This window comes from Streptomyces sp. WAC04114 (genome assembly GCF_019733245.1).
GTDB classification, from domain to species: domain Bacteria; phylum Actinomycetota; class Actinomycetes; order Streptomycetales; family Streptomycetaceae; genus Streptomyces; species Streptomyces massasporeus_A.
On sequence record NZ_JAIGQA010000003.1, the window covers coordinates 99,528 to 117,933 of the forward strand.

At 72.0% G+C, this 18,406-nt stretch carries 15 protein-coding genes; 4 read left to right on the forward strand and 11 right to left on the reverse strand.

What is annotated here, in order from left to right; all coding sequences use genetic code 11:
- Window position 1: 1 nt before the first annotated feature.
- The 5 genes from K4G64_RS02175 to K4G64_RS02195 all read right to left on the reverse strand — a co-directional run bounded on the left by K4G64_RS02175 (window position 2) and on the right by K4G64_RS02195 (window position 5,047).
- Window positions 2–2,083, reverse strand: a complete 2,082-nt coding sequence (locus K4G64_RS02175) for a copper resistance protein CopC (protein ID WP_221754302.1) — start codon at window positions 2,081–2,083, stop codon at window positions 2–4.
- 13 nt (window positions 2,084–2,096) lie between these two features.
- The gene (locus K4G64_RS02180; protein ID WP_221754303.1) at window positions 2,097–2,576 is read right to left on the reverse strand and encodes a copper chaperone PCu(A)C; all 480 of its coding nucleotides are present in this window, start codon (window positions 2,574–2,576) and stop codon (window positions 2,097–2,099) included.
- On the reverse strand, window positions 2,573–3,226 hold the full coding sequence (locus tag K4G64_RS02185) for an SCO family protein (protein ID WP_221754304.1): 654 nt from the start codon (window positions 3,224–3,226) through the stop codon (window positions 2,573–2,575). Before K4G64_RS02185 ends, K4G64_RS02180 begins: the two co-directional genes overlap by 4 nt.
- Before the next feature lie 89 nt (window positions 3,227–3,315).
- Window positions 3,316–4,059: a YcnI family protein gene (locus K4G64_RS02190; RefSeq protein WP_221754305.1), complete on the reverse strand. Its 744-nt coding sequence runs from the start codon at window positions 4,057–4,059 to the stop codon at window positions 3,316–3,318.
- Between the two features lie 166 nt (window positions 4,060–4,225).
- The gene (locus K4G64_RS02195; RefSeq protein WP_221754306.1) at window positions 4,226–5,047 is read right to left on the reverse strand and encodes a hypothetical protein; all 822 of its coding nucleotides are present in this window, start codon (window positions 5,045–5,047) and stop codon (window positions 4,226–4,228) included.
- Window positions 5,048–5,291: 244 nt separating this feature from the next.
- On the opposite strand from K4G64_RS02195, the gene K4G64_RS02200 reads away from it, so the two are divergent.
- Window positions 5,292–5,756, forward strand: coding sequence for an ATP-binding protein (locus K4G64_RS02200; RefSeq protein WP_185008317.1), 465 nt, complete (start codon window positions 5,292–5,294; stop codon window positions 5,754–5,756).
- 61 nt (window positions 5,757–5,817) lie between these two features.
- Here K4G64_RS02200 and K4G64_RS02205 read toward each other — a convergent pair whose 3' ends face one another.
- Window positions 5,818–8,811: a glycine--tRNA ligase gene (locus K4G64_RS02205; protein WP_221754307.1), complete on the reverse strand. Its 2,994-nt coding sequence runs from the start codon at window positions 8,809–8,811 to the stop codon at window positions 5,818–5,820.
- A 200-nt stretch (window positions 8,812–9,011) separates the two neighbouring features.
- Between K4G64_RS02205 and K4G64_RS02210 the strand changes: the two genes are divergently transcribed.
- A complete protein-coding gene (locus K4G64_RS02210) occupies window positions 9,012–9,914 on the forward strand; it encodes a triphosphoribosyl-dephospho-CoA synthase (protein ID WP_221754308.1) in 903 nt (300 codons plus the stop codon).
- Here the strand turns inward: K4G64_RS02210 and K4G64_RS02215 are convergent.
- Both K4G64_RS02215 and K4G64_RS02220 read right to left on the reverse strand, forming a co-directional pair.
- Window positions 9,904–11,394, reverse strand: coding sequence for an aminopeptidase P family protein (locus K4G64_RS02215; RefSeq protein ID WP_221754309.1), 1,491 nt, complete (start codon window positions 11,392–11,394; stop codon window positions 9,904–9,906). The two genes, K4G64_RS02210 and K4G64_RS02215, sit on opposite strands and share 11 nt — an antisense overlap.
- A gap of 86 nt (window positions 11,395–11,480) precedes the next feature.
- The gene (locus K4G64_RS02220) at window positions 11,481–12,995 is read right to left on the reverse strand and encodes a PP2C family protein-serine/threonine phosphatase (protein ID WP_221754310.1); all 1,515 of its coding nucleotides are present in this window, start codon (window positions 12,993–12,995) and stop codon (window positions 11,481–11,483) included.
- Between the two features lie 502 nt (window positions 12,996–13,497).
- Between K4G64_RS02220 and K4G64_RS02225 the strand changes: the two genes are divergently transcribed.
- Complete coding sequence (locus K4G64_RS02225) at window positions 13,498–14,163, forward strand: bifunctional DNA primase/polymerase (protein WP_221754311.1); 666 nt, start codon at window positions 13,498–13,500, stop codon at window positions 14,161–14,163.
- Window positions 14,164–14,218: 55 nt separating this feature from the next.
- Window positions 14,219–14,881: a hypothetical protein gene (locus K4G64_RS02230; RefSeq protein WP_221754312.1), complete on the forward strand. Its 663-nt coding sequence runs from the start codon at window positions 14,219–14,221 to the stop codon at window positions 14,879–14,881.
- Between the two features lie 253 nt (window positions 14,882–15,134).
- On the opposite strand, the gene K4G64_RS02235 is transcribed toward K4G64_RS02230, so the two are convergent.
- The 3 genes from K4G64_RS02235 to K4G64_RS02245 all read right to left on the reverse strand — a co-directional run bounded on the left by K4G64_RS02235 (window position 15,135) and on the right by K4G64_RS02245 (window position 18,036).
- Entirely contained in the window at window positions 15,135–16,124 is a 990-nt protein-coding gene (locus K4G64_RS02235) for a DUF5926 family protein (protein WP_221754313.1), read from the reverse strand.
- Window positions 16,125–16,393: 269 nt separating this feature from the next.
- Entirely contained in the window at window positions 16,394–17,032 is a 639-nt protein-coding gene (locus K4G64_RS02240; protein ID WP_221754314.1) for an ATP-binding protein, read from the reverse strand.
- Window positions 17,033–17,208: 176 nt separating this feature from the next.
- On the reverse strand, window positions 17,209–18,036 hold the full coding sequence (locus K4G64_RS02245; protein WP_221754315.1) for a glycerophosphodiester phosphodiesterase: 828 nt from the start codon (window positions 18,034–18,036) through the stop codon (window positions 17,209–17,211).
- Window positions 18,037–18,406 lie beyond the last annotated feature (370 nt).

The window sequence follows — 18,406 nt, forward strand, 5'->3', positions numbered from 1 at the left end:
TTCAGCCGATCTGCGCGTTCTTGGAGACGGTCACCTCGTCGATGTCGGAGGTCCGCACGGTCACGTCGACCTGCCAGTCCCCGGCCATGGGGATCTGCACTCCGTTGGCCGACCAGTGTCCGGTGGCGATGTGGTCGGGGACGACGGGCAGGGGCCCGATGTCCTTGGCTTTCAGGGTGAACTCGACCTTCACCTCGGGGATGTCGAAGGCCCGGCCGTTGGGGCGTTCCACGTAGACGTGCATCTCGTTGGCGCCCACGCGGGCGGGGTCGACGTCGATGGTGACGATGCCCTTGCCGTCCTCGCCGCCGGTGTCGAACGGCATGTTCAGGGTCAGTGCCCCGGACGCGCCCGTGTCGGCGGAGGAGGACGCGGAGGCCGCGGTGGCCGCCTTGGCCTCCTGTTCGGTGCGCCCCGGCTCGGTCTGCGTCAGGACGGTGGTCACAGCGAGGAGGACGACCGCGATACCGGCCTCGGCCAGCACGGAGCGGCGCAGCCCGAAGCGGTTGGGGTCCGCGTCGCGCATCCGCTTCTGCTGGGCAGCGTCCCGGGCGGCCTGCTGCCGGGCGAGCTGCGCGGCGCGTTCGGAGTCGGCGGGCTCGGCGGGCTCGGCGGGTCCGGCGGGCTTGGCGGGTCCGGCGGAGTCGGTGCCGGGCTGTTCGTCGGTGTCGAGGCCGCTCTCGCCCTCGCTCTCCGCACGGGCGTCACCGTCGCCGACGGCAGCGGCTTCCCCGGCGCCGTCCGCCCTAGCGCCGACCCGCGCCTTCTCCCGTCCCGCCGATGCCTCGACCGGCACCGTCTGTGCCAGCCGCCCGGTCCAGCGGCGCGAGATCCAGGCGACGCCGACCAGGACGACCACGAGGGCGATCTTGGCCAGGAGGAGCTGCCCGTAGCCGGTGTCGGTGAAGGCCGACCAGGAGCCGAGCTGGCGCCAGGACTGGTACGTCCCGGTCGCGATCAGGGCGAGGACGCTGCCGAAGGCGACCTGGGAGAAGCGGCGTACGGCAGGTGCGTCGATGGGCGTGTCGGCGGGTGCGCGGTACAGGGCGACCAGCAGCGCTCCCAGCCCGCCGAGCCAGGCGGCGACGGCCAGCAGATGCAGCACGTCGACCGGCATGGCGATGCCCGCCTGGAGGCCGACCGAGGCGTGCTCGGACATTGCCCAGCTCGCCGCGAGCCCGGCCGCCACCACGACGCCGCCGATCGAGAGCCCGAAGGTCAGGTCCCGCTTCTCCTCGGTGTCTTCGCTTGGATCAGGATGTCGGCGCGAAGCGCCGTCGGTCAGGGTGGTGGTGGGAGACGGGCGGGCGTAGGCGCCGAACAGCACGGCAATGAACAGGGCCGCCGCGGCGAGCAGCAGCAGCCGGGACACCAGGGCCGCACCGCTCTTGGTCTGCAGCACCTGCCCGAGCAGGGACAGGTCGAAGATGTCGGAGACCTTCCCGGAGCCCGTGAAGGAGCCGCGCAGAAGCAGCAGGGCGAGGGTCGACGCGGTGAGCGCGACCCATCCGGAGACGACGAACCGCTGCACGGGCCGCACCCCGGCACCGCTCCGCCAGCAGGCGAGCACGAAGGCGGCGCCGCCGGCCATCACGATGAACCCGGCGTACGACACATACCGTCCGAAGCCGTACAGCCATCCCACGACCCCGTCGTCGGTCGACTGCCCGGACACCGACACGGACGTCTTGGAGGGGGCGCCGATGGAGAAGGTGTAGGCACCCGCGACGGGATGGCTGTCCGCCGAGACAACCTGGTAGGCCACCGTGTATGTGCCGTCGGGCAGGCCCGAGTGCAGGGGCACGGCGTATGTCGTGCCACTGGCGGTGGCCGGTTCGGCCGTGTCGACGCGCTTGCCCTGGGGGTCGAGGACGCGCAGCGAGTCGTCGGACAGCGCGACCTGTTCCGAGAAGGTGAGGGTGATCCGGGCCGGGGCCTTGTCGACCACCGCCCCCTGCCCGGGGTCGCTGCCGGTCACGGCGGCGTGCGCGGAGGCCGGGCCGGCTCCGGCGAGGAGTGCGCAGGCCGCGGCCAGGAGCAGCAGCACCAGTGTCCGGACGCGGGGGGCGATGGTCTGCGTCACAGGGGTCCCTCCCTCAGTGTCCGGTCTTCGGGGTGTAGGTCGCCGGCTTCACCGGCATCTCGACCGTCATGGGGCCGGAGTGGGCGAAGTGCAGTTCGACGGAGACCGTCTGACCTTCCTTCGGCTTGCTCTTCAGCTGTTCGAACATCAGGTGGTCGCCGCCGCTCTTCAGCTCCAGCCGGCCGCCCGCGGGGATCTTGAGGCTCTTGACCTCCTGCATCGCCCCGTCGACGGTCTCGTGCACGGTGACCTGCCCGGCGATGTCGCTGGTGACCGAGGTCAGCTCGTCGGGCGCACCGCCCTTGTTGGTGACGGTGAGGAAGCCGGCCGCCATGTCGCCGGACACCGGCTGCGGCATGTACGCGGAGCCGGCGGACAGTTCCGCCTTCCCGGAGCCGTTGTCGCCGGAGTCGCCCGAGCCCGAACCGCCGCAGCCCGCCAGGGCGAGGGCTCCGGCTATGGCCAGGGCCGCCGGGCCGAGCCGTCGCCTCACGGGTTCTCCCCCTTGATGATCTCGGGGAGGTCCTTGGTGTAGTCGTCGACGTCGGCGTCCTCGCCGTAGAGCACGTAGCCGCCGTCGGTCTTCGGGGAGAACGCGATGACCTGGGTGCCGTGCTCGGAGATCAGCTTGCCGTTCTTGTCCTTCCGCGTCGGCTCGATGGAGATGCCGAGGGTGCGGGCGCCTGCCTGGATGGTCGCGAAGTCGCCGGTGAGGCCGACGAACTCGGTGTCGATGCCCTTGAGCCACTTGCCGAGCTCGGCCGAGGTGTCGCGCTTGGGGTCGGTGGTGACGAACACCACGCGCAGCTCGTCCTGTTCGGCCTTGGGCAGCTGCTTCTTGGCGACGGCGATGTTGTTCATCGTCAGCGGGCAGACGTCGGGGCAGTGGGTGTAGCCGAAGTAGATCAGCGTGGGCTTGCCCGCGGTCTCCTTGCGGAGGTCGTACTTCTTGCCCTGCGTGTCGGTGAGGACCAGGTCCGGCTTCTCGAACGGCTTGTCGAGGACGGTGGCCGCCTTGCCGGTGCCGGCCTCCTCCGACACCACGGCGACGGGCTTGTCGCTGCTGTCGCCGCTGCCGCAGGCGGTCAGGGTCAGGGAGGCGGCGGCGAGGAGAGCGGCCGCGGCGAAGGTCTTGGTGCGCATAGAAAAATGTCCCAGATGTCGGTGACCCGGCGCGCATCGGGGGCCCCGCAGGGAGCGGGGATCCGGTGCGCGCCGTCAACGGAAGCGGCTCAGGCGTTGGACCGCCGGCGCCCGGCGAGCACGCCGTAGGCGACACCCGCGGCGCCGACCACGATGCCGACGGTGCCCAGCACGCGGGCGGTGGTGTCGGTGCCGTCGGAGGCGGCGGAGTCGTCGGCGGCGGTGTGGGCGGAGGCCTTCTCGGCCGACTTGGAGTCGGAGTCGTCATCGGCCGCCGAGCCGTGGTGCCCGTCCTCGGAGGCGGCGGACAGCTCCAGCACCGGGGCCGGGTTGTCGGGCTCCTCCTTGCCCTCCTGCGGCACCTCGATCCAGCGGACGACCTCCTTGTTGGAGTACGTCTGCAGGGCCTTGAAGGCCAGCTGGTCGGTGTCCTCGGGGAGCTGGCCGACGGAGAGCGGGAACTTCTCGAAGTAGCCGGGCTCGATGCCCTTGCCGTCGGCGGTCCAGGTGACCTTGCTGACGGCCTCGGTGATCTTCTCGCCGTGCATCTCCAGCGGCTTGTCCAGCTTGGACTTGGTGACCTCGATCTTCCAGCCGGGCATGGGCTCCGGCATGACGGAGGCCAGCGGGTGGTCGGTGGGGAAGTTGATCTCGAGCTTGGTGGTCGAGGCGTTGTCGCGCTCGTTGGGGACCTTGAAGTCGATGACCGCGTAGCCGCCCTTGGCGGCCGTTCCCTCGGGCTGCACGGTGACGTGCGCGAAAGCGGGGGCGGACAGGGCGAGAACGGTGACGCCGGCGGCGGCACCGGCCGCGACGATTCGGGAAGCCTTCATGGAAGGAGCACTCCGCTGTGAGTCGGTCTGGATGAGGAAGGAGGGATGCGCGCCCACGCGCGTGCCGCACGACGGCGGCCCCTCCTCCGCGGGATCCAGTAATCCGGAGCTCCGACAAGGAGGTCCCGGGCGTCCGAGGGGCGGAAGTGGTGGTGGTCGCGTCGCGTCAGGCGGCGAGGGCGAGTGCGGCTGCGAAAGCCGGGGCGGCCGGGGGGCCGCGCCGGATCACCGAGTGCTGGAGTGCCATGGTGCGCGGCATCGGAGGCGCGGACCGGGCGGTGTGCGCCGGGCGCGGGTGGGCCTGCGGCGCTCCCGGAAGCCCGGCGCGCAGGGCGCGTACCAGCGCGAGAGCGGCCCGCAGAGAGCGCACCAGCGCTCCCTCGGTGACTCCCTGCGCCGACAGTTCGGTGAGCCGCAGCAGCGCCAGGTCACCGTGGCGCAGCAGCCAGCCGGCGGCGAAGGCCGCGAGGACGTGTCCGAGCAGCATCGGCAGAGACGGCCACAGCGAGGCGGCGGAGCCGGGGACGGCGTCCGCGGCCAGATGCGTGTGGGGCCCGGTGGGCGGCTGGATCCGGGCGTCGGCGAGGATCTTCTGCGCCTGCACCGGGCTGATCGCCGCCGCCGTGGTGCCGCACACGAACCGCGCGGCCTGCTGGATCAGTGCGGCGTCGCTCCCGCCCGCGGGCACCGAGGACGTGACGGCGGCCGTACCGTGCTGGCCGAGGCCGAACAGCGTGTGCAGCACCGTCTGACCGGCCGCGAGCAGCGCCGTGATCCCGACCAGCGAGCGCACGCGCCCGGCGAGCGGAGCGGCCACGGCGGCCGCCCCGAGGAACCCGGCGCCCAGCGTCCACAGCGGGACGCCGTCGCAGGAGGCGAGTGCGTGACCTGCCCCGGCCAGCACGACACAGACCGCGGCGAACACCGCGGCCCGCAGGATCCGGAGCGTGTGTCCGGAGCGCGTCGCGCGCGCGTGGGGGGCAGTCATGGCGGGCTCATCATCGCACTGGCTCCGCACGCCCCGTGCGGCAGGTCCACAAGATGCCGTACGACCGGAACGTCACGCTCTGGCCCCGCGCGCCCCTGGATGCGCCGAAGTCTGCCCCCACATACACCGATCAGGACCAGCACGCATCCGCCGTATGGGCGGCGTCACGTCAACTTCACGCTTACACACGGGCACGGAGGGCAATACGTAACGGTATGTCGAGCCGCAGCCAGGAGGCTGGAGCATGAGCATCTGGTGGTCACTCCATCTGCGGCGCGAAGCTGCGAGCGTGCCGCTCGCCCGCCGCCTGCTGATCGGCACGATGGAAACCGCGGGCGTCGACCCGGACATCTCCTACGACCTTTCCGTCGCCCTCAGCGAGGCGTGCGCGAACGCCGTGGAGCACGGTGGGGACACAGGGCGCGGCCCCGGCTCGGAGGCGTACCGGGTCACCGCGTACCTCGACGGCGAGAAGTGCCGGATCGAGGTCGCCGACGCCGGCCCGGGCTTCCCCGGGGCGTCCGCCGGCCGGTCCCGTCCGCCGATCCGCCCCGCGCACTCCGACGCGGAGAACGGCAGGGGGCTGTGCCTCATCGAGGAGCTCGCCGATCACGTCCACATCGGCAACAAGCCGGGCCGGGGTGGAGCCGTGGTGAGCTTCGACAAGGTCCTGAAGTGGCGTTCCGGCGCACCGCTGATGGCGGTCTGACGTTCCCGACGGGGCGGTGCTTCAGGTGTTTCACGTGAAACACCGCCCGTGACCGGTCGCCCTAAAGCGCGCTCCAGTCCAGCGTCGTACGCGCCAGCCCCGCCACCTCCGTCAGCAGCGCCAGCCGCGCCGCCCGGACCGCGGGCTCGGGGTCCATCACCAGTACCTCGTCGAAGAACACGCCGATCGCGTCGACCAGCGGGGCGGAGACCTCGATCAGCGCGCCGAGATCGTCCTCGCGGCCCTGCAACGCCTGGCGCACGGCCTGCGCGCTCTCGGCGAGGCGCAGTTCGGCGGGGGCGGTCAGCAGCGACGCGTCCGCCGCCTCGACACCGCCCTCGGGCAGGATGCGCACCACCCGCTGGAACGCGGCGGCGAGCGCCTCGAACGCCTCGCTGCCGACATGCCGCTCCAGCGTGGCCAGCGTGCGATCGCCATGGGCGGGCCGGTCGGCCCAGACCAGGACGGCTTGGACGAGCCGGTGCTCGTGCCCGGCGTCCGTGAGCTGCTGCTCGTAGCGCCGGGTGATGAGCTCGGCGGCCTCGGCGACCCGCTCGGCGGGCACCTCGACGCCCTGCGCGGCATACCGTACGGCCGCCGCGCGCAGCCCCTCGCTCACCCGTACCCCGGCCACGGCGGGCAGGCTCCGCAGCACGTTGAGCAGCCCGATCGCGGCCCGGCGCACCCCGTACGGGTCGGAGCTCCCGGTGGGTGCGGCGCCGATCAGGAACATGCCCGTCACCAGGTCGAACCGGTCGGCGAGGGACAGCACGGCCCCCGCGTCCCCGGCGGGCAGAGCGCCACCGGCGGACCGGGGCAGCTCCATCTCGGCCAGCGCCCGGGCGACCTCCGGGGACTCGCCGGCCCGGCGGGCGTACTCCTCGGCCATGACCCCGGCCAGCCCGGAGAACTCGATCACCATCTGCGAGGCCAGGTCGAACTTGGCCAGCGTACCGGCCCGCCGTACGACCTCCACCGACTCCTCCGGGAGCCCGGCCCGTCCGGCCAGGTCCTGGGCGAGGGAGGCGAGCCGGACGGCACGGTCGGCGACCGTGCCCAGCCGGTCCTCGAAGGTCAGCTTGTCCAGCCGCCGCCGGAACTCCTCCGGCGCCACCTTCAGGTCCGCCCGCCAGAAGAACGCGGCGTCCTCGTAACGGGCCCGCAGCACCGCCTCGTTGCCCGCCCGCACCACGTCGTCGTCGCACAGGGCGTTGGCGAAGGTCACGAAGTGCGGCATGAGCCGGTCGCCGTCCAGCACCGGCAGATAGCGCTGGTGCTTGCGCATCACGGTGGTAAGGACGCTCGCGGGCAGTTCGAGGTAGCGCTCGTCGAACGACCCCCGCACGGCGTAGGGAAACTCCAGGATGTCGGTGATCTCGTCGATCAGCCCGGCCTGGCCCTCGACGTCGATGCGCCCGTCCACCTCGGCGGCGGCCTCCAGGGCCCCGCGCACGACCGCGCCGCGCCGGGCGTCCCGGTCGAGCAGGATGCCGTGCATGTGCAGGAAGTGCGGATAGCCCTCGGCGGAGGTCACCCGGACCTCCGGGTAGGGGGCCTGCCGCTGCACCCGCGTGGTGTCGCCGGCCGACAGCGAGGAGACCACCACGGGCAGGGGAGTACGGCCCAGCAGCGCGAGCAGCCAGCGCACGGGGCGCGAGAACGACAGCCCCGGGTCGCTCCAGCGCATGTTGCGTCCGGCCCGCAGCCCGGAGACGACCTCGGCCAGCAGATCGCTGAGCACCTCGACGGCCGGGCGGCCCTCCTCGTGCCGGGTCAGGGCCACGTACTCGACCCCGTTGACCTCGACGATCCGCACGTCCGTCGGTTCGGCGCCCTGGCTGCGGGCGAAGCCCAGCAACGCGGGGGTGGGAGCGCCGTCCTTGAAGGCGGCGGCGACCTTGGGCCCGCGCACGGTCTTCATGGTGTCCCGCTCGCGCGGCTGCACCCCGTCGACGGTGATCACGATCCGGCGCGGGGTGGCCAGCACGTTGATCGCGCCGTGCCCGAGCCGGGTCGCTGCGAGCTTGGCGGTGACCGACTCGCGCACCGCCTCGGTGGTCGCGGGGACGTCGGCGTAGGGCAGCTCTTCCACGCCGATCTCGAAGAGCAGCGTCTCGACGCCGGGCACCTTGGGCAGCATGGCCCGCGCGGCCGGAGCGGGCGCCGCCGCCCGCCCGAGCGGATGTTCCAGCGCCGCCCGCCGCCGCTCCCACAGCTTGGCCGTCTCGTGGGTCAGACCCCGCATCAGCGAGAACGCCTTGGCCCGCTCGGTGGTGCTGATCGCACCGCGCGCGTCGAGCACGTTGAAGGTGTGGCTGCACTTGAGCACGTAGGTGTACGCCGGGACCGGCAGCTCCAGGTCCAGCAGGCGCCGGGCCTCGGCGGCGTACGACTCGAACAGCCGGTGGTTGGTGTCGATGTCGGCGTCGTCGAGGTAGTAGCGGCTCATCTCGTACTCGTTCTGCCCGAACACCTCGCCGTAGGTGATGCCCGGCGCGTACGCGATGTCCTTGAAGTGAGACACGCCCTGAAGGTTCATCAGGATGCGTTCGAGGCCGTAGGTGATCTCCACCGACACCGGGTCCAGGGCGACGCCGCCGACCTGCTGGAAGTAGGTGAACTGGGTGATCTCCATGCCGTCCAGCCAGACCTCCCAGCCCAGCCCCCAGGCGCCGAGGGCGGGCGAGGCCCAGTTGTCCTCGACGAACCGCACGTCGTGCGCGTTCAGGTCGACGCCCAGGGCGCGCAGGCTGCCCAGGTAGAGCTCCTGCGGGTTGCCCGGGTCGGGCTTGAGGATCACCTGGAACTGGGTGTGGGTCTGGAGCCGGTTGGGATTCTCGCCGTAGCGCGAGTCGTCGGGCCGCACGCTCGGCTCCACGTAGGCGACGCTCCACGGCTCGGGGCCGAGCACCCGCAGCGCCGTGGCCGGGTTGGCCGTACCGGCTCCGACCTCGGTGTTCAGCGGCTGCGTGATCATGCATCCGTTGTCGCTCCAGTACTTCTGGAGGGTGAGGATGGCGTCCTGCATGGTCAGCGCCGTCGATACGTTCTTCATGATGATCGCGCCTGTTCCCCGAGTCGGACCGGCAAGGTCGGCCATGATCTCATACGTCAACTAGCGCTGACCTGCTGTTTCTTGACCGAACGGTCGGACGTGTGCTGGGAGGGGCGGTAGGTACCCCAGGGGGCGATGTAAAGGGGGCTCACAGCCGGGACTCATCCGTCTCATGGGTGGCACCCCTACATTCCCGGCCCATGACGGGAACGCAGTACGGGAACGGCCGTGAGGACGAGGTACTCGCGCAGGCCGCCGTCGACGCCCTGGTCGGGCAGCTGGCCCTGGCGCCCAAGCCGGGCCTGCCCGATCCGCGGGCGCGCACAGGCCGGGACCACAGTGACCTGCGGTGGTCGGCTCAGGCACTGCTCCCCGGCCTCACGGCGATGGCCGCCACAGCCCGACGCACGGGCGAGCCGGGTCCCCGCCTCCGCGCGGACCTGGGCGCGATCGGCCGCTCCACAGAGCACACCGTGGGGCTGGCGGGCGGCGGCCACAGAGGAGCCTTGTGGACACTCGGGCTGCTGGTGGCGGCAGTGGCACTGCGGCCGGGAGCCGGACCGGCCGACACCACGGTCCTGGCCAAGCAGCTGGCCGCCCACCCGGACCGCCGCGCCCCGCACCACCCCTCACGCGGTTCCACGATGTCGGCCCGCTACGGCGCGGCCGGCGCGAGGGGAGAGGCCAGAGCGGGCTTTCCGCACGTCCGCCGTGCCCTGACCGCCCTCACGACAGCACGCCGTCAGGGCGCCACCGAACCCCAGGCCCGGCTGGACGCCCTGCTCACGGTGATGTCCACCCTCCAGGACACGGAACTGCTGTACACGGCAGGGCCGATGGGGCTGCGCCGCGTCCAGGCGGGCGCGCGCGGTGTCCTGGACGCGGGCGGTACGGCGACGGAGCCCGGCGCGGCGGCGCTGACAGCCCTGGACGCCGACCTCACGAAACGCGCCTGGGCCCCGAGGGGCAGCGCACCCCTGCTCGCAGGCGCCCTGTTCCTGGACGCCCTCGAGCCTGCAAGGGCGCGGGGTCGAGTCACTGTGCGGCTCCGCCGCGGAGCGCGACCAGCCCCCACACACCCGCGGACACCACTCAGCCCTTGAGAGCGGCCATCCACGCCTCGACCTCGTCGGACCGCCGAGGCAGCGCCGCACTGAGGTTCCGGTTGCCGTCCTCGGTGACGAGGAGGTCGTCCTCGATCCGAACCCCGATACCCCGGTACTCCTGGGGCACGGTGAGGTCGTCCGCCTGGAAGTACAGCCCCGGCTCCACGGTCAGGCACATCCCCGGCTCGAGGACACCGTCCACGTACGCCTCGACCCGCGCGGCCGCGCAGTCGTGCACGTCCATGCCCAGCATGTGACCCGTGCCGTGCAGCGTCCAGCGCCGCTGCAGCCCGAGCTCCAGCACCCGCTCCACGGGCCCCTCGACGAGCCCCCACTCGACGAGCTTCTCGGCCAGCACCCGCTGCGCGGCGTCGTGGAAGTCGCGGTACTTCGCGCCGGGCTTCACCGCCGCGATCCCGGCCTCCTGGGCCTCGTACACGGCGTCGTAGATCTTGCGCTGAAGATCGCTGAACCGCCCGTTGATCGGCAGCGTGCGGGTCACGTCGGCCGTGTAGTACGTGTGCGTCTCCACACCCGCGTCGAGCAGCAGCAGTTCGCCCGCGCGGACCGCCCCGTCGTTGCGCACCCAGTGCAGCGTGCAGGCGTGCGGCCCGGCCGCGGCGATCGTGCCGTAGCCGACGTCGTTGCCCTCCACGCGCGCGCGGAGGAAGAACGTGCCCTCGATGTACCGCTCGGAGGTCGCCTCGGCCTTGTCCAGGACCTTCACCACGTCCTCGAAGCCGCGCACGGTCGAGTCGACCGCCTTCTGCAGCTCGCCGACCTCGAAGTCGTCCTTGACCAGGCGGGCCTCGGAGAGGAAGACCCGCAGTTCCTCGTCGCGCTCGGCGGTGACCTTGTCGGTCAGGGCCGCCTCGATACCGGCGTCGTAGCCGCGCACCACCCGCACCGGTCCGGTGGCCTCGCGCAGGGCGCCGGCCAGCTCGCGCACATCGGAGGCGGGGATGCCGTACAGCGTCCCGGCCTCGGTGAGGGAGTGCCGACGGCCGACCCACAGCTCGCCCTGGCCGTCCAGCCAGAACTCGCCGTTCTCCCGGTCGGAGCGCGGCAGGAGGTAGATCGTCGCCTCGTGGCCCTCCTCCTTGGGCTCCAGGACCAGGACGCCGTCCTCGGTCTGGTTGCCGGTGAGGTAGGCGTACTCGACGGAGGCGCGGAAGGCGTACTCGGTGTCGTTCGAGCGGGTCTTCAGGTTGCCTGCGGGGATCACCAGGCGCTCACCCGGGAAGCGCGCGGAGAGCGCGGCCCGGCGGGCGGCGGTCTCGGCGGCCTGGGGGATGGGCTCGAGGTCGCGCAGCTCGGTGTCGGCCCAGCCGCTCTTCATGTTCTCGGCAAGCTCGTCGGACACGCCGGGGTACAGTCCGTTCTTCCGCTGCTTGATCGGCTTTTCGCTCTCGTCCGGGCCCGCTGCGTCAGCAGCAGAATCAGGCACTGCCGGGGTGAGCTCCTCAGCCACGGTCATCCTCCTCGATACGGCACTGGACCGTCCTCCACTGTACGGCGGCGCGGAAGCGGGCCCAGGCCCATGACGAGGGACGACGAGCAGGCCTACTCGAATCGCACCGCCAGCAGCACGACGTCCTCCGCACCCTCTGCCGCGTCCAGCCCGTCCGGCAGCACGCTGCGCAGAACGTGGTCGGCGATCGTGCCGGGGTCGCCGCGCAGGGCCCGGGGCACTCCGGCCGCCGCCGCGTGCAGCCGGGCGAAGGCGCGGTCGGTGGTCTCGCCGGCGCGGTGCAGCAGCCCGTCGGTGTAGAGCAGAACCGTCTCTCCGGGTTCGGCGAGGATCTCCACGCTCGGCGCCTCCCAGCAGGCGAGCATGCCCAGCGGGGCGGAGACGGACGTCTCCACGAACTCCGTGCGGCGCTGTCCGATCAGCAGCGGCGGGCTGTGCCCGGCGCCGGCCAGCGTGATCTTGCGGGCGGCCGGTTCGCAGTAGCCGAACAGGGCGGTGGCCGAGCGGGCCGGCTCGGTCAGCCGCAGCAGCAGCTCCAGGTCGCTCAGGACGGCGACCGGGTCCTCCCCCTCCATCACGGCGTAGGCGCGCAGCGACGCCCGCAGTCGTCCCATCGCGGCGACCGCGCTGGGGCCCGAGCCGGTGACCGATCCCACGGCGAGGCCGAGGGCGGCGTCGGGCAGCGGCAGCGCGTCGTACCAGTCGCCGCCGCCGCGCGGGCCGGTGCGGTGCCGGGCGGCGAGCTGGACACCGGCGACCCGGGGCAGCCGCGCGGGCAGCAGTTCCTCGGACATCGTGGCCATGGACGAGCGCGTGCGTTCCAGTTCGAGCAGCCGGGCCAGGTGCTCGGCGGCGTAGCGCGCGTAGAGGCCGGCGAGGTGGCGTTGCCGCTCGCCCGGTTCGGCGGGCTCGTCGTAGAGCCACACGGCGGCGCCGAGGCGGCCGGCGGTGTCGGTGGCCAGGGGGAGGGCGTAGCTGGCGGCGTAGCCGAGGCGGGCGGCGACCTCGCGGTGGCGGGGGTCGAGCCCCTCCTCCGCGAACAGGTCGGGCACGGCGATGCCGTCCTCGCCGCCCGGCAGGCCTTCGAGGATCCGTCCGTAGGACAGGGCGCTGCGCGGCACCGTCTCGATGTGGCCGAGATCGGCGCGGGCGAGACCCAGGCCGATGGTGGTGTCCGGGCCGAGTCCGTCGCCCGGTTCGAGGACGACGAGGCCGCGCCGGGCACCCACCAGGGCGGCACCGGCCCCCAGCAGTTCCTGGAGCGCTTCGTCGAGCGTGGCCGTGCGGGCCAGGCGTTCGGTGAGTTCGTGCAGGGTGGTGAGGTCGGAGACCCAGCCGGCGAGGCGGTCCTGGAGGACCGCGCCGGGAGGGGCCGGAGGAGGTGCGGGGGAAGCCGGGGACGACGCCGCGGCCACGGGCGCGACAGTGTGTGCGGGTGCCGGAACCGTTGAATCGATTCCAGCCACTTTCGGAGGGTGCGGAGCGTTCATGGCGTCCGGCCTTCCAACCGGTACGTACTGCTCAAAAGCATCGCAAACCCCCATGTCATTCTGCGTCGCTAGCAGTGTCTCCACATGTACACGCACTCGTGAGGAGATGTCCAGCATTGTCCTGCCGGGATTCCTGGTGTCCGTGAGGTGCGAGGGAACAACTCCCCTTCCTCTTGCGGAAATGCAAAGTTGGCTTAAAACTGCCTCAGGGGACGGCTTATTGCGGTCGACTGGGCTTGCTCGACGGAGCGTCACAACGGTCGTGATGGGTACGTACTCGGTAAAGGCCAGGGGTGGTTGGGAACCACCCGGAACCTGGTGACGGAACCGGGCGTCCTATCCACCGACGACCGTGCCCCATCCTCCCGTGGCGGAGGCGGAGAGAAATACGCGCGACGGCAAACGCCATACTTCGCCACCCCTACGCCACGCCCGTGCTTTCGACAGACGCAGTATGGGCGGGACGGCCGCGGAGGCAGCCCAAAGCTCGACCCATAGGGGTTCCCCTTGCTTCAGGCAGGGGTGTGATGCGCCAACAGGTACGCACAGTGAAGCGATCGACACATGATGTGACGGACCACGGTGTTGCCAGGCGTGCAACGGAAAGGAACGAGCGCACATGCGCGAGATCCTCGGAAGGCGACGCAGGCTCTTGTCCCAGCGCAGCGACGGGAAGCCTGAGCTGATCGACGCGGCCCTGACCTACGCGACGCAGTGGCGGTGGCCCGTACTCCCGGGCGTGGCGGCGGACCCGCAGGGGCACTCCCGCTGCAGCTGCCCCGACCCCGATTGCACGGTGCCCGGCGCGCATCCCTTCGACCCCGCTCTCCTCGCGGCCACCACCGACGCACGCATGGTGCGCTGGTGGTGGGGCAACCGGCCGACGGCGCCGATCGTCCTGGCCACCGGCGGACAGGCCCCCTGCGCGGTCTCCCTGCCGGCGCTGCCGGCCGCCCGCGCCCTCAAGGCGCTCGACCGGATGGGCATGCGGCTCGGCCCGGTCGTCGCCTCCCCCGCCCGCTGGGCGATCCTCGTCAAGCCGTACTCCATGGAGCAGCTCGGCGAGCTGCTCTACGCCAAGGACTTCGTGCCCGGCTCCCTCCGCTTCCACAGCGAGGGCGGGTACCTTGCCCTCCCCCCGTCCGAGACCGGTCGGGGCGAGATCCGCTGGGAGCGCGCGCCGCTGCCCGGCTCGGCCTCCCCGTGGGTGCCCGATGTCGAGGCCGTGGTGGACGCCGTGGTCGAAGCCCTCACTCGTACGGGTGTGAGCGCGCCCGAGTTGTAGGGCCGTCGGGCGCGCCGAGCCCGGCGCCCGCCCCGGCGCGTTAAGTTCCGGAACCATGCGGCGACATGCCCGGGGCCGCTCCCGGGACTCCCGAAAGACCAGACTTCTCGCCCTCGCGGGCGTCGTGGCGGCGTGCGCGATCGCACTGCCGCTGGCGGCGGCGTCCGCGGGGCCCACCGGGTCCGCGGGACCCAAGGGCACCGTGGGATCCAAGGACGCCATGGGTTCCAAGGGCGCGGTGGGTTCGGTGGATGCCGCTGATTCGGTGGGTCCCGACGCCCGAGTGTCCGGTTCCGGTGCCCCGCGGCCTTCCCCGCGCGCCGACGACAAGGCGCCCGGGGCCTCGGAGCCCTCCGCCGTCGCCCCTCTCCCCGTGCTCGGCGAGGGGCTGTCGACCGCCGTGCGCTGCGGTCCCGAACTCACCTCCCCCGACGGCATCGAGGCACAGACCTGTGTGGTGACGCAGGGTGCGCAGACCTGGGCGCGGACCTACTACCGCAATGCGACGGGCGAGGCGCTGGACGCCGTGCTGAGCCTGATGGGTCCTGACGACCGGAACGTGCGCATGACATGCGCCGTGGGGTCGGAGGACGAGCCGGGGACCTGTGAGACGCCCCGGGAGCCCGCACGTGGGAATCCGGCGGCGTACACGGCCGTCGCGGAGTTCGCCGAGCGGGGCGAGCTGGGGCCGTTGCTGCTGCGCTCGGGGAGCAACTGACCTGTGAGAACGGGCAGTTGACGAGCCGCTGCGTTCGGTGAGCGCAAGCGGAGACGCAAAGGCCCGGTTGCTGGCGACGGGGGATGCACCAGCAACCGGGCTACACGAACCGTAACAAGAGATCGGCGGTTCGCAAATTCGAACTCGCCTTTCCGGTCACCGACTGGCTTGTCCCCGACGGGAGTTGTGATCCGTCGGGGGCGCGACACCCCGGCCGGCCGGTGGTCCGGCCGACCGGGTGCCGGGGCGGGCGTCAGCTGAGCGTGACCTGCCGGTTGGTGAGGCCGCCACGGGCGCGGCGCTCGTCCGCGGTGAGCGGCGCGTCCGTCGCCAGTGCGGCGGCGAGGCGCTCGGCGAACTCCGCCGCCGGCTTCTCGACGTCGTCGGCCGTGGCCCCGCTGGGCAGGTCCCACACCGGCACCGTGAGTCCGTGAGCGCGGAAGGAGCCCACCAGGCGGGTGCCCTCGCCGAGGCTGGAGCGGCCCGCGGCGTGCAGCCGCGCGAGCGCGTCCAGAAGCAGCTCCTCGGCATGCGGCATGACCCACCGCAGATGGTTCTTCTCCGGCGTCTCGCACCAGTACGCGGCGTCCACGCCCTGGAGCTTGACGGTCGGGATGGCCGCGGCGTTGGCCCGCTCCAGGGAGGCGGTCACGTCGGGCGTGGCGTTCTCCGGGTCCGGCACCCAGAACTCGAAGCCGCTGTGCACTTCTGGCTCGAACGCGCCCTCGGGGTCGAGCAGGTCCTGCAGCCGCGGGCTGTCGGCCGGGGCGCGGCGGCCCTGGACGGGTGTGCCCGGCTCGGCTTCCAGGGCGCGCTGGAGGGTGTCGGCGAGGTCGCGGCTGATGTCGCCGGACGAGGTGTCGTTCTGCAGGCCGAGCAGGACCGAGCCGTCGTCGCGGCGCAGCGCCGGCCAGGCCATGGGGAGGACCGTGGCCAGAGTGACCGCCGGGACGCCCTCGGGCAGGCCGTCCTTGAGGGTCAGCTCGACCGTGGCCGCCGGGACCAGCTCGCGCAGGGCCACCCAGTCGCACTCGCCGGGCAGCCCCTCGAAGGGGCGGTGCACCAGCTCGGTCGCGGCGTGCGAGGCGGCCCGGCCGTGGCAGGCCTTGTAGCGGCGGCCGCTGCCGCAGGGGCAGGGTTCGCGAGCGCCGACGACCGGAACGTCTCCATCGGCACCTGCGGTGCGGGCTCCGCCCGTGGTCTGCGGGCGCTTGGCCTTCGTCTGGGGTCGCTTCTTGGCCATCGATGGGTCTCCCGGTTACGGCTTGTCTCGTACGCTCGCGAGCCTAGCCGTTCGTGCCCGGGGCGACGGGGTCCTGTGGACAACACCCGGTCCAGCGCCGCGTACGCGCTCGGTCCCTGCCGGTCTCGGCCCGTGTCGGTCGCGGCCGCTGCCGGTCTCGGCCCGTGCCGGTCTCGGCCCGTGCCGTTCTCGGCCCGTGCCGGTCTCGGCCCGTGCCGGTCTCGGCCCGTGCCGTTCCCGCCCCCTGCCGGTCTCGGTCCCCGTGGTTCTCAGTCCATGTCGTCGAAGGCGTCCGCGAAGTCGAGCCCGGGTATCCGGGAGACCGCGGGGGCGATGACGCGTGTGGCGAAGTCGTCGCGGCGGTGGCCCGCGTCCGGATCGTGGACGTCGTCATGGACGATGACCCACACGGTGACCTCGCCGCGGATGTCGTCCCGCACGCCCCAGTCGTCGGCGAGCGCGGTGATGATGTTCAGCCCGCGGCCGCCGTGCGCCGTGACCGACGGGGTCGCGGGGGCGGGGCGGGTCGGGCCGCCGCCGTCCGTGACCTCGACGACGAGCCGGCCGGCCGGTTCCACGCGCCACGCGGCACGGACGTCACCGTCACCGGCGAGGGCGTCGCCCAGCGGCCTGCCGTGCTTGCACGCGTTGCTCAAGAGCTCGGAAAGGATCAGTACGGCGTCGTCGATGACCGATTCCGCGACGCCACCTCTGCGCAGCTGCGTACGCATCCGGTGTCGCGCTTCCCCCACGCCCGCAGGGCCATGGGGTACGGCCATGCTCGACGACGTGGGCACCTCCTGTGCCACCACCAACGCCACCCCCGAGACCTCCTTCGCCCCACGCCACGGTGTGGATGCCCCATTGGCCTGTACCGGAAACCGGCCAATCCACGTCCGGTGACGCATTCACCCTGAGCGAATACGGATCGAACGCGCCGGAGCACTCCCTGTAATCGCATGGCTGGAAATCATCGGTGTGGCCGAGAAGGGAGGATCCCGCCCGCCGGGGCGTGGGGTCAAGAGGTGTGCGTGGTTCTGGTGTGAATTGAGGTGTGAATTGAGACGGGCGCAGGCGTCGGCCGTCAGCGGCCGAGCTGGTCCAGCACCGCGCGAGGGCGGTTGGTGATGATGGCGTCGACGCCCAGGCCGACGCAGTGGTCGACGTCCCCGGGCTCGTTCACGGTCCACACGTGCACCTGGTGGCCGGCCTGCTTCAGGCGCTCGATGTACGTGGGGTGGTTGCGCACGATCCGGATGGAGGGCCCGGCGATCCGTACACCCGGGGGCAGCCGTCCGTCGCGCAGCCGGGGTGAGAGGAACTGCGTCAGGTAGACCGTCGGGAGGGTCGGCGAGGCGGCACGCACGCGGTGCAGCGAGCGGGCGGAGAAGCTCATGACCCGCACCTGTGACTCCTCCGCGGAGGCCGGGGTGTCGAGGCCGAACCGCTTCAGCAGGTCCAGCAGCCGGTCCTCGACCTGGCCCGCCCAGCGCGTGGGGTGCTTGGTCTCGATGGCCAGTTCCACCCGGCGCCCGGCGTCGGCGACGAGTTCCAGCAGCCGTTCCAGGGTGAGGACGGAGGTAGCCTCGCGGTCCTCCGGGCGGTGCTCCCAGTCGGGTTCCTCGTCGCGTCCCCTCCAGGCCTCGCCCGTCTTCCAGGAGCCGAAGTCCAGGGCGGCGAGGTCGGCGAGCTCCAGCGCGGAGACCGCGCCGCGGCCGTTGGACGTACGGTTGATCCGGCGGTCGTGCACGCACACCAGGTGGCCGTCGGCGGTGAGGCGCACATCGCATTCGAGGGCGTCCGCGCCGTCCTCGATCGCCTTGGTGTACGCGGCCAGGGTGTGTTCCGGGGCGTCCTCGGAGGCTCCGCGGTGGGCGACGACTTGAATCACGTGCTGTCGTGCGTGGGTCACCGCGTCATGGTGCCACCGAGTGCGGGTACGCGTCCGGTCGGACGGACTCGACGGATACATCGGTCCGGACGGAGGCATTGGGATTGCATCCTTTTAGCCAGTAATGACCTATATAAAGAATGGCTGCGGACGCACAGGCACCGCTTATGGTGCTCTGACGGCCTGTGGGAAAAGCTGACGGCATACAAAGGGACAAGCACAGCTGCACCGCGCCGGACCCGTCGGCCGGCGTGGAAAAGCGTGACCGAGTGCGACCCGGAAAACAGCCGTGGATCTAGGAGAGAAGCTGTGAGCACCGAGAACGAGGGCACCGCGGTACCCCCCGCCCCGTCCGCACCCCCCGTGCCGGTGGACGCTCCCGCTGCTCCGG

Bases quoted from the DNA above. Each gene is read 5' to 3' on its own strand.
- K4G64_RS02235 (WP_221754313.1), bottom strand. From the start codon at position 16,124: ATGGCCAAGAAGCGACCCCAGACGAAGGCCAAGCGCCCGCAGACCACG.
- K4G64_RS02185 (WP_221754304.1), bottom strand. From the start codon at position 3,226: ATGCGCACCAAGACCTTCGCCGCGGCCGCTCTCCTCGCCGCCGCCTCC.
- K4G64_RS02210 (WP_221754308.1), top strand. From the start codon at position 9,012: ATGACGGGAACGCAGTACGGGAACGGCCGTGAGGACGAGGTACTCGCG.
- K4G64_RS02200 (WP_185008317.1), top strand. From the start codon at position 5,292: ATGAGCATCTGGTGGTCACTCCATCTGCGGCGCGAAGCTGCGAGCGTG.
- K4G64_RS02195 (WP_221754306.1), bottom strand. From the start codon at position 5,047: ATGACTGCCCCCCACGCGCGCGCGACGCGCTCCGGACACACGCTCCGG.
- K4G64_RS02190 (WP_221754305.1), bottom strand. From the start codon at position 4,059: ATGAAGGCTTCCCGAATCGTCGCGGCCGGTGCCGCCGCCGGCGTCACC.
- K4G64_RS02205 (WP_221754307.1), bottom strand. From the start codon at position 8,811: ATGAAGAACGTATCGACGGCGCTGACCATGCAGGACGCCATCCTCACC.
- K4G64_RS02230 (WP_221754312.1), top strand. From the start codon at position 14,219: ATGCGGCGACATGCCCGGGGCCGCTCCCGGGACTCCCGAAAGACCAGA.
- K4G64_RS02225 (WP_221754311.1), top strand. From the start codon at position 13,498: ATGCGCGAGATCCTCGGAAGGCGACGCAGGCTCTTGTCCCAGCGCAGC.
- K4G64_RS02240 (WP_221754314.1), bottom strand. From the start codon at position 17,032: ATGCGTCACCGGACGTGGATTGGCCGGTTTCCGGTACAGGCCAATGGG.
- K4G64_RS02220 (WP_221754310.1), bottom strand. From the start codon at position 12,995: ATGCTGGACATCTCCTCACGAGTGCGTGTACATGTGGAGACACTGCTA.
- K4G64_RS02215 (WP_221754309.1), bottom strand. From the start codon at position 11,394: ATGACCGTGGCTGAGGAGCTCACCCCGGCAGTGCCTGATTCTGCTGCT.